The 9064-nt window shown below is 53.9% G+C and carries 9 protein-coding genes and 2 pseudogenes; 7 read left to right on the top strand and 4 right to left on the bottom strand.

Features of this window, described 5'->3' with window-relative positions:
* Window positions 1–9: 9 nt before the first annotated feature.
* Window positions 10–552, bottom strand: coding sequence for a hypothetical protein (locus LEPTO7104_RS35470; protein ID WP_155523794.1), 543 nt, complete (start codon window positions 550–552; stop codon window positions 10–12).
* 8 nt (window positions 553–560) lie between these two features.
* Window positions 561–770: a hypothetical protein gene (locus tag LEPTO7104_RS0126510; RefSeq protein ID WP_017298910.1), complete on the bottom strand. Its 210-nt coding sequence runs from the start codon at window positions 768–770 to the stop codon at window positions 561–563.
* 61 nt (window positions 771–831) lie between these two features.
* Between LEPTO7104_RS0126510 and LEPTO7104_RS0126505 the strand changes: the two genes are divergently transcribed.
* The 3 genes from LEPTO7104_RS0126505 to LEPTO7104_RS0126495 are packed head-to-tail and all read left to right on the top strand — an operon-like array spanning window position 832 to window position 2731.
* Window positions 832–1383, top strand: a complete 552-nt coding sequence (locus LEPTO7104_RS0126505; RefSeq protein ID WP_017301615.1) for a hypothetical protein — start codon at window positions 832–834, stop codon at window positions 1381–1383.
* Window positions 1384–2121 (top strand): P-loop NTPase family protein, encoded by a 738-nt coding sequence (locus tag LEPTO7104_RS35465; protein ID WP_017301614.1) that lies wholly within the window; start codon window positions 1384–1386, stop codon window positions 2119–2121.
* Entirely contained in the window at window positions 2069–2731 is a 663-nt protein-coding gene (locus LEPTO7104_RS0126495) for a hypothetical protein (RefSeq protein ID WP_225887052.1), read from the top strand. The genes LEPTO7104_RS35465 and LEPTO7104_RS0126495 overlap by 53 nt, the downstream gene beginning before the upstream one ends.
* Window positions 2732–3231: 500 nt before the next feature.
* Here the strand turns inward: LEPTO7104_RS0126495 and LEPTO7104_RS39500 are convergent.
* A pseudogene (locus tag LEPTO7104_RS39500) lies at window positions 3232–4228 on the bottom strand (transposase).
* Between the two features lie 654 nt (window positions 4229–4882).
* Between LEPTO7104_RS39500 and pstC the strand changes: the two are divergent.
* The 3 genes from pstC (at window position 4883) to pstB (ending at window position 7670) form a co-directional block, all read left to right on the top strand.
* The gene (gene pstC, locus LEPTO7104_RS0126485; RefSeq protein ID WP_017301611.1) at window positions 4883–5839 is read left to right on the top strand and encodes a phosphate ABC transporter permease subunit PstC; all 957 of its coding nucleotides are present in this window, start codon (window positions 4883–4885) and stop codon (window positions 5837–5839) included.
* Between the two features lie 45 nt (window positions 5840–5884).
* On the top strand, window positions 5885–6775 hold the full coding sequence (gene pstA, locus LEPTO7104_RS0126480) for a phosphate ABC transporter permease PstA (RefSeq protein WP_017301610.1): 891 nt from the start codon (window positions 5885–5887) through the stop codon (window positions 6773–6775).
* A 76-nt stretch (window positions 6776–6851) separates the two neighbouring features.
* The gene (gene pstB, locus LEPTO7104_RS0126475; protein ID WP_017301609.1) at window positions 6852–7670 is read left to right on the top strand and encodes a phosphate ABC transporter ATP-binding protein PstB; all 819 of its coding nucleotides are present in this window, start codon (window positions 6852–6854) and stop codon (window positions 7668–7670) included.
* Between the two features lie 159 nt (window positions 7671–7829).
* Here pstB and LEPTO7104_RS41850 read toward each other — a convergent pair.
* Window positions 7830–7976, bottom strand: a pseudogene (locus LEPTO7104_RS41850) (transposase); the annotation flags it as partial.
* A 13-nt stretch (window positions 7977–7989) separates the two neighbouring features.
* Here LEPTO7104_RS41850 and LEPTO7104_RS0126470 point away from each other — a divergent pair.
* Complete coding sequence (locus LEPTO7104_RS0126470; RefSeq protein WP_017301608.1) at window positions 7990–8265, top strand: hypothetical protein; 276 nt, start codon at window positions 7990–7992, stop codon at window positions 8263–8265.
* Window positions 8266–9064: the final 799 nt, after the last annotated feature.

The following is a 9064-nucleotide window of genomic DNA, read 5'->3' as shown; positions in this document are numbered from 1 at the left end:
CCGCCGCCGCTAAGCGCTTGAGCGACCCACCGACTTTGTAGAGGTTTTCTTTGGGGTGATACCAATCGAGGATTTCCCAACGGGTCTCAACGGTGGTGAGTTGACTAAACAAATTCCACACCCCAGCGTGACCATCGCCCAGACAGACCAGCGGGAGAGCAATCGCTGAGCGCTGAGATAGTCAATCAAGCTCTCATTGTCCTGGAAGAAGGCGTTGTAGTAGATCCCTTGCACCCGCACCGCTTTGTAGTCTCGCCACGGGCTGGTGGACTCCACCAGGTCACGCAGACGGACTTTGCCGCCATCAATGCTGACCTCACTGACGCCTTGTTTGGCCTCGGCAGACTCGAACGACTGACGCCCCACCAGGCGTTGTTGGGTCGAGTGCCCGACCTTCATCCCGGTCAGGGCCGCGATGTCATCCTCTGCACCTTGAAACGATTCGTTAGCACTTAAGCGTAAGTTGGCTTTCTCTAGGCCACCACTGAGACGGCTGTAAGCCTTTACGCCTAACTGTTCTGCCTGGCTTTGACGAATCTGGAGGAAACCCACCAAACTCTTCAGTCGGCGAACCCGGCCTCGGGCCGGGTAGGCTTGCTGGTTGACAAAAAAACGGCGACTCGAGGGCTGACCTCCTCCAGCATCTGCTGTCGCACGGTTTGCTCAATGCTTTCCAGACTATCGAGCCTGTCTCGGTTGCTATTGCGGTACAAAATCTCGGCAATCTCTGCTGTACAAGCTTCCAATCGCTTTTGGTCTTCGGGGGTCATGGTGAGTCGTCCCTGAGCTACCCCTCTATTCTCCCCCTGACACTGTTTTCGCGAAAGTGGGATGCTCCCCTTCCATGAGCGTCTCAGTTCAGTCGATGCCAGTTGGCAAGACGATTTCACCTTGAAGGAAATGGTCAAAAAGTCGCTGAAGCCTATCAGCAAAGCCAGGCGCTACAAGGTGAGTTGGGAAAAGATTGCTCTAATGCTTCAAGACGCCACGGGCGGAGAACTCGACATTAGTGCCGCTAGCGTTCGGCAATACTATTTTGAGCTAACGGACAAATCAGCCAATAAGGAGAAGACTAATAAACCAAAACCTAAACCAATAAAGCCAGAGAAGAAGCCTAATCCAGTTGAGGGTCAAGAGCTTAATAGTCAGGGAATTAATCCAGAGTTAGAGTCTTTGGATATCCCCGAAAACTCTGGCGAAGAGCCTAACTTAAACTCTTCTGAATTCATCGAGAATCCTAGCCCGATTCCTGAGAAAAGATCTGGCAAGCTAACCCCAAACTCTAGCGATAGCCTTCCAGCTAATCCTCAGGAAACCCCTGAGAAATCCCAACGCAAACCTCAATCCAAAATTCAGTCCTCATTCAACTTAAGGAGACCGTAAATGGCCTGTATCCATCTCGTCGATGGCGATAAGGGCGGTGTTGGCAAAAGCTTTGTCTCCAGCACCCTGATCCAATACTTCCTCGATCGCAGCATTGATTTCATCCCCGTCGAAGCAGACCGCTATAACCCCGATGTCGCCAATCGCTACGGGGAGCTGACCTTCCAGTTCGCCATCTTCAGCGACGACGAACGCCAAACCCAAGCCGATCAGCTCCGTGACCTGGCGGTGAAACAACCGCTGATTATCTCGCTGCCGTCTCAAGTGGGCCAGCCCCTAAATACCTGGCTCGATATGGCCTGCTTTGACGCCGCCGAAAACGGAGTCAGCTTTGTGCGCTGGTTCGTCACCAGCGGCACATTTGAATCCCTCAATCTGTTCCAAATCGCCCTGGAGCGCCACGGGGCCAATTTCCCCCACGTTCTGGTGAAGAACTGGGGGGTTAGCGATGACTGGAGTGAACTGTCTGCGCTGAGTGATCTCAACAAGCTGATGAAGCGCCACAAGGTGCAGGTCATCGACTTTCCCCGGCTGCCCTGGCAGGAAACTAACCTGGTGCAGAAAAAGAACTGGACGTTTGCCCAGGCCAGAGCCGCTGCTGACTTACCTTCCATGAGTCGCACCAAGGTCAAGCGCTTCCTCAAGGAGGCCTACACCGCCTTTGAATCCACAGGACACCTTACCGATGCCGCAACCCCAAAACCAGCCCCAAAAACACCACCCGTCAAAACTCGATAAGGCCAGTGATGCCCTGATGCATCTAGCCGCGCAGATGGGCATTGACCCATCCGACCCACTGGTACTCGTCGCCCGAGGCAATGCCCGTTTAGAGGAGAAAGTAGAGCAATGGACCCAGACGAATTTACAGCTGCTGGAACTGCTGAGCCAGCAGGTGGAGGAACAACAGCGCTCAGCCCAGCACTACAGCAAGCTCATTCACTACTTGAACGGATTCGACGGGCAACTGCTGGGCTTGCAGCAGCACATCGAGACAGCGCTCTCGTCCTTGAGCAGATGGGCACCCGACACCCCGATTGGGACGGAGCTAGCTCAGATCAAGCAGGCTACGACAACTATTCAGCAGACTACCCAAGCCTTAGAGACAACGCTAAAGAGCTTATCAACTGGGGATTCCAGGCTCCAGCCGCCCAACCTGAGCCTGTCAAAAAGCCTCCCGAGGTGGAGCTTTAGGGCGGGCGCAATGGGCGGGCTGGCGATCGCGCTGGTAGCCATCAGCCTCTGGCAGTTCAACGAAGTCGAGTTCATCAAGCAACGGGTGACCTGGTCGCAGATCAAGCTCCAGCGCCTGGAGCACCGGATGGGTATTGATTCGGGTGAAAAGGGTTAACCAATGAAAGGATGTTGTAGCATCTTTTAAGTTCAAGACTCTGCAATCGCACGACGCTAACCCCTAATATCAAGTCCGGCCAAACAACCTAAGAATGATGACCTGTCAACCCTTGTAGAGCCTGAATCCATAGTGTGGGCTATTAAGCAGCCTTGATATAGTAATACTCCGGACAGTTTTTGGGGATGGGTTGGAGAAAAGCTATCCACCGCATAGAGTGCAGGTGCAAGTAAAACACGATGCACGGATGGATAGCCTCAACAGCATAGTAGTGGGTCTGCTGACGACAGTAGGCCCTTTAGCAAACCGCAGCGCCAGTTCCTGCTGACGTTGATGACCACCATTTTCGTGATTTGAGGTAAGGTCAACTACACGAACCTAACATCAAGTCCGGTCAATTAACCTAAGAATTGTAGGCCGCTAAGACCCGCCTGTGCTGAGTCCATAGTGTGGTCGATTAAGCGGACTTGACATAAGTCGATATCGCGGGCACAGGTCTGTTAAGAGGAGATGCATCGAAACACTCTCATGCAAAGGATTTCCTGAGTTGATAAGGGTCTAAAGCAGAGGCCTATCGCCATGGCCGGAGTGGTGCGTTTCCTTAACCCCCAATGCGGTCTTACCCAGCTGTGAATGATCCGCTGAGCATCTAAGGCTCGTTGCAATGCCGCCCGTGTTTTGGCGTACAAGTTCTGACGCCGACGGTAGGCGCTGCACCGTCGCCTCAGAGCGGCATTTTGAGCCTCATTATGATTGGCATGCACCTCTACCATGGGACTAATGGCCGTAAAGGGATGCTCCGTCTTGACCCAGACCACGCGCCGCTGACCTTGAGACCCCTTGATTTTCATCGCCACTTCCAAGCCTTCTCGCCAGACTTTTCGGGTGCGGTAGCCGCTTGGGTAATCGCGGAGCGCCAGATAGACACTGGCTAGGTCCCATAATGCTTAGCCATAGCGCCGCTCGCCGTCGGTGAACCACCGAATATAAGGGCAGGCTTGAGCCCACCGCCAAGCGGGTTGGGTGCCTTGTTGAAATAGGGTGGCATCCTTAAGCCCAGCCTGAGCAGCGACCCAATAGCGACTGGTACGTTCAATAACGTGAATCGTCCATCCTTCAGAACTGGCGGGGGGGAAGGTTCTCGCCGACACGAGTGTACACTTCGTCACCTTCTAGCGTGACCTCACGACCCTCAGGCGCAGGCGGTGACCAAGAGCCCACCGTATCGGCGAGACGTTGTTCCCAGCGCAGAAGCGTGGAGTGGGACTTCCCAAAGGACCGTGCCGTCGCTCGCACTCCCATCCCTTCGCTGCGGACATTGAGAGCAAAAACCACGACTGCGCTGGATGCTCGTAATCGAGCCATTGGGGTGCCGGTCCGTTCATTGAATTGTTTGCCACACTCTCGACAGCGATACCGCTGCATGAGAGTACCGTCGGAACGGGGCTCTCGCCCATTTTTGCTAACCTGTTGGCTCTGACAGTGAGGACAATCCATTGCGTGATCTCGTTGCACTGCCAGTATTCTAGCTCTCATCGATTAACAGACCAGTGCCCACCCAAGATGCGACCATAGCTGATGAACAGACCTAGTCTAAGCTTTAAAGGGACGCTTTGTCATTTGATAAAGTGATGCGTTTCTAGCTGGATTTGACTTACTAGCAATCACGGCCCTAGCCTGAGTTTTTCCGAATTAGACTCTGGTGAACAGAAGCAAAAATGAACTAAAATCTTGATTTGCAGGAGAAAATTCTATGTGCCAGAGCCAATTCACCCACAGTAACGTTAGCCTCGACGAAGGCTTGGGTCGTTTGTCAAAAGCAAGAAAAATTTGAATCTATTTATCTGTCGATGGGAAGGGCTAAAAGCTAGGCTATAAAGCGTTTAGCCAGCGATTAGAGCTCGGATAGGATTTGCTTCAAAGGCTTTTGAGCGTTTTACTTGAATCAAAAAACTTATGCCAAAAGATAGATATCGCTCACGGCTGCAATTATCTTAAACACCAGTTAACCCCAGGCAATCCTTCTTTGACAAGTATGAAGGTGTCTTTTTGAATTGTTATTTCAAGCTACCAGTTCCAAGCTACCAGAATGATGCAAGTTTTGAGCCAGGCCTGGTTCGAGATTAATGGCAGTAATTAAGTGAAAATTCCATGACAAGTTCAACCTCAGGCCCCAAGGGTAAGCCCATTGAAGCGCGATCGCAGCGCAGTCAGTGGAGCGATCGCAGTTTTACCTGGCTGACGCGCCTGATGGCATTTGGGGTGGCGGCAGTGCTGGTATTTATTGGCGTACAGGTGGCGATCGATGCCATGCCCGCCATTCGCCGCTACGGCCTGGAGTTTTTAGTGACTAGCTCCTGGAACCCAGTAGACGACGCCTACGGGGCCCTGCCGGTGATCTATGGCACCCTGGTCAGTTCGTTTATCGCCCTGCTGCTGGCGGTGCCGATTGGGGTGGGTACCGCCCTGTTTCTCAGCGAAGACTTTTTGCCCCGCCCGGTGCGCACCGTGCTCAGCTTCATGGTGGAAATGCTGGCGGCGATTCCTAGCGTGGTGTACGGCATCTGGGGCATCTTTGTGCTGATCCCGTTTTTGGGGCCAATTGGGGACTGGCTGCACCAGAATCTGGGCTGGATTCCCCTGTTTGGCACCGCCTACCTAGGCCCCGGCATGCTGCCTGCGGCCCTAGTGTTAACCGTGATGATTTTGCCAATTATCACCGCCATTGCTCGTGACTCGCTAATTTCGCTACCCCCGGCCCTGCGGCAGGCGGCCCTTGGTATGGGCGCCACCCGCTGGACGGCAATCTTTCGGGTGCTGATTCCGGCAGCGTTTTCTGGGATTGTGGGGGGCATCATGCTGGCCCTGGGGCGAGCCATGGGCGAAACCATGGCGGTCACAATGCTGATTGGCAATTCGAACGACCTGAATATATCTATTTTGGCCCCAGCCAACACCGTGGCCTCGCTGCTGGCCAACCAGTTTGCCGAGGCGGGCGACCTGCAAATTGCAGCGCTGATGTACGCCGGGCTGGTGCTGTTTGGCCTCACGCTGGTGGTCAACATTCTGGCCGAAATGATCGTGCAGCGGGTCAATGTCTACAAGTAAGCGCAACCAGAAGCGCAGCCGTAAACGATAGCAGAGAGCACGACGATGACAGCTACTGACTACCGCACCCGTGCCGATCGCGCCCGCCGGGCGATCGCTGATCAAACCTCCGGCCCCGGCTACTTCGACCTCTTTTGGACCGGCGTGGCGGGCTTTTTCACCCTGCTGGCGCTGATTCCGCTGGTACTGGTGCTGGCGTATGTGGTTTTTCGCGGCTTTTCGCGCCTCAACTGGGCGGCGTTTACGCAGTTGCCACCGCCGCCCTTGGCCCCAGACCAGGGCGGGTTTGCCAATGCCCTGATCGGCACCCTGATCATGGTGGGCATCGGCGCATTGGTCAGCGTGCCCTTTGGGGTGCTGGCCGCTGTCTACCTTTCGGAGTTTAGTCAGGGCCAGGTGCCCCGCTGGATTCGCTTTGCCACCAACGTGCTCAGCGGCGTGCCCTCGATTTTGATGGGGGTGTTTATCTACGGGCTGTTTGTAATTACCACCGGCACCTACTCGGCGGTGGCGGGCGGCTTTGCCCTGGGGGTTTTGATGCTGCCCATCATTGTGCGCACTACCGATGAGTCGCTGCAAATTGTGCCCAAGCAGGTGCGCTGGGCGGCGATCGGCATGGGCGCATCGAAGTTTCAGACGGTGCTACGGGTGGTACTGCCGGCGGCTTTGCCTGCGATCGCTACCGGCCTCACCCTGGCCGTGGCCCGTGCGGCAGGCGAAACGGCCCCGCTGCTGTTTACCGCTCTGTTCTCGCAGTACTGGCTTGACAGCCTGCTTCAGCCCACGGCATCGCTTTCGGTGCTGGTCTATAACTTTGCCAGGGTGCCCTACGAGGGGCAGCAACGGCTGGCCTGGGCCGCCGCCCTCATTTTGGTGGGCATTGTGATGCTCACCAGCATTCTCTCCCGCTGGGCCACCCGCAAGCAGATCTATTGAGGTCAAACCCTGGCCGAGTTGCGGCTTGGACCACCTCACCGACCCGTTGACCCTCGCAGTATCTAGTGTTGAACCCATGGAACATACCGCCCAGCATACCGATGTACCGGCGCTGCGAGACACTGAAACAGTGATCGCCACCGAGCAGCTCAACGTCTACTACGGCGACTTTTTGGCCCTGCGCAATGTCAATATGGCCATTCCCGAGCGCAAAGTTACCGCCCTGATTGGCCCCTCGGGCTGCGGCAAAAGTACACTGATTCGCTGCTTTAATCGCCTCAATGACCTGATCGATAGCTTTCATCTCGACGGGCGCGTCACTTACTACGGCCAGGATTTGTATCAAGATGTCGATGCCGTGCAGGTGCGCCGCCGCATTGGCATGGTATTTCAGCAGCCCAACCCCTTTCCTAAATCCATCTATGACAACATCGCCTTTGGGGCCCGCGCCACCGGCCTCACAACCGACCTGGACGAACTGGTAGAACGCTCGCTCAAGCGGTCTGCCCTGTGGGAGGAGGTCAAAGACAAGCTCAAAACCAATGGCCTGTCGCTGTCGGGCGGTCAGCAGCAGCGGCTCTGCATTGCCCGCGCCATTTCTACCGAACCCGATGTGGTACTCATGGATGAACCCTGCTCGTCGCTCGACCCGCTTTCGACGCTCAAGATAGAGTCGCTGATTCGCGAACTGGCCGAAGAGTACACCATTATTATCGTCACCCACAACATGCAGCAGGCAGCGCGAATGGCTGACTACACGGCTTTTTTCAATGCTGAGGCCACTGAAGACGGCAAGCGCAGCGGCTATCTAGTTGAGTTTGCTCCTACTCGAAAAATCTTTGATCAACCTGCTCAAGAGGCCACCCGCAACTATGTCAATGGCCAGTTTGGCTAGGTGTTGGTCAGGTTTAAAGGCAAGGAATTTCGTAGGGTGCATAACACCAAGGGGAAGCTCTGCCAACACGAAGCAATGCACCGCGCAAGAACTTTTATAGCCATAGTCAATCAGTTAAGTCATTCAGATACCTGAGAAACGTTTGAGCGCTCAAACGTTTCTCAGGCGCGCCATTGGGGTGCCCGTCCGCTCATTAAATTGCTTGCCGCAGTCGTTGCAGCGATATTGCTGAAGCAGGACACCGGCGGAGAGCAATTCCCGCCTATTCTTCACAACTTGGAGGCTTTGGCAGTGAGGACAATCCATGGCGCTGGAGTAGTTGCACTGCAACCATTTGCAGGAGCTTCAGTTTCCCGAAGACTACGTGCTGATGGTAGATACGGCCTATCCGCTGATTCAAAAACTGCTGGGCCTGAGTCAGAGCACGATCATTGGTGCCGTCGGCAGTGGTTCCACGGCAGGCGATCTGGCCAAGCTGATCTGCAACCAGGTGTACGACACGGCGCTGATGGCCCAAAAGGGGTTTGATGCCGACGGTATGAAGACCTTTTTAGAGCGCCATGACATCCTGCTGACTAAACTGACCGAGCGATAGCGCGACAGAAGGCGTCTGTGCGGAAAGAATCCCGGTTTCTTGAAGAAACTGGGATTCTTTGCCATAAACGGTATTAATCCAGGACAACCCGCCGCCACGTCTCGCACCAAATCCCGTTTAGCTGCCCCCTAATTGGATAGGGCAAACGGCGTATGCTGCGAGCATGGCTGCGCCAATGCCCCTACGGCGCGGTCTTTGCTGAACCGGGTTAATGCGGTTCGGATTTGGCCTCAGCCAGAGATTTCAGCCCGGCCCGGCTTACTGCTACCCGACTAACACAAGTCTGACATCAGAATGACACAGCCAGGGCTTAATTTTCTTATAACGCCGAGGCGATCGCCGCTGCTCTCTTACGCATAGGAAAATGACCGCAAATTTGGATCGCCGCCATCAGTGAGGTTGTGAGCGACGCACGGTTACCCAAATAATGGAGAATTTTAGCCATTTTATATTCTTTGAAGTCATCCAAACAGCGTAAAATTCGTTCCTAGAAATAGCTTGGCGAGTGGAGTGATTAATCAATCTCAAGCCTAGGCTCAACTTTTTAGAGTCTGGTTTGGCTATTATTAAGTCAAATATAAATTCTTAAGCGTATGTCTTCTTGGGCCTATTTTTGGCCTATTTTTTTGCGAATTTAACCCAATTTAAACTTTCAGCTGAGCATTTTAATTAATTCACTCTTTAATCTATTTACCCCTAAAATTTAATTGATTGTCAAACTAAATTCAATCGTTTTTAGTGCATAATCCTTTTGTTAAATGAGATTTTTCGGCAAAAGCTAAGGACTATCCCTCAAGGA

This window comes from Nodosilinea nodulosa PCC 7104 (assembly GCF_000309385.1).
Taxonomy (GTDB): Bacteria; Cyanobacteriota; Cyanobacteriia; order Phormidesmidales; family Phormidesmidaceae; genus Nodosilinea; species Nodosilinea nodulosa.
Note: the sequence above shows the minus strand (reverse complement) of the source record. Positions and strands in the feature narration are given on the sequence as shown.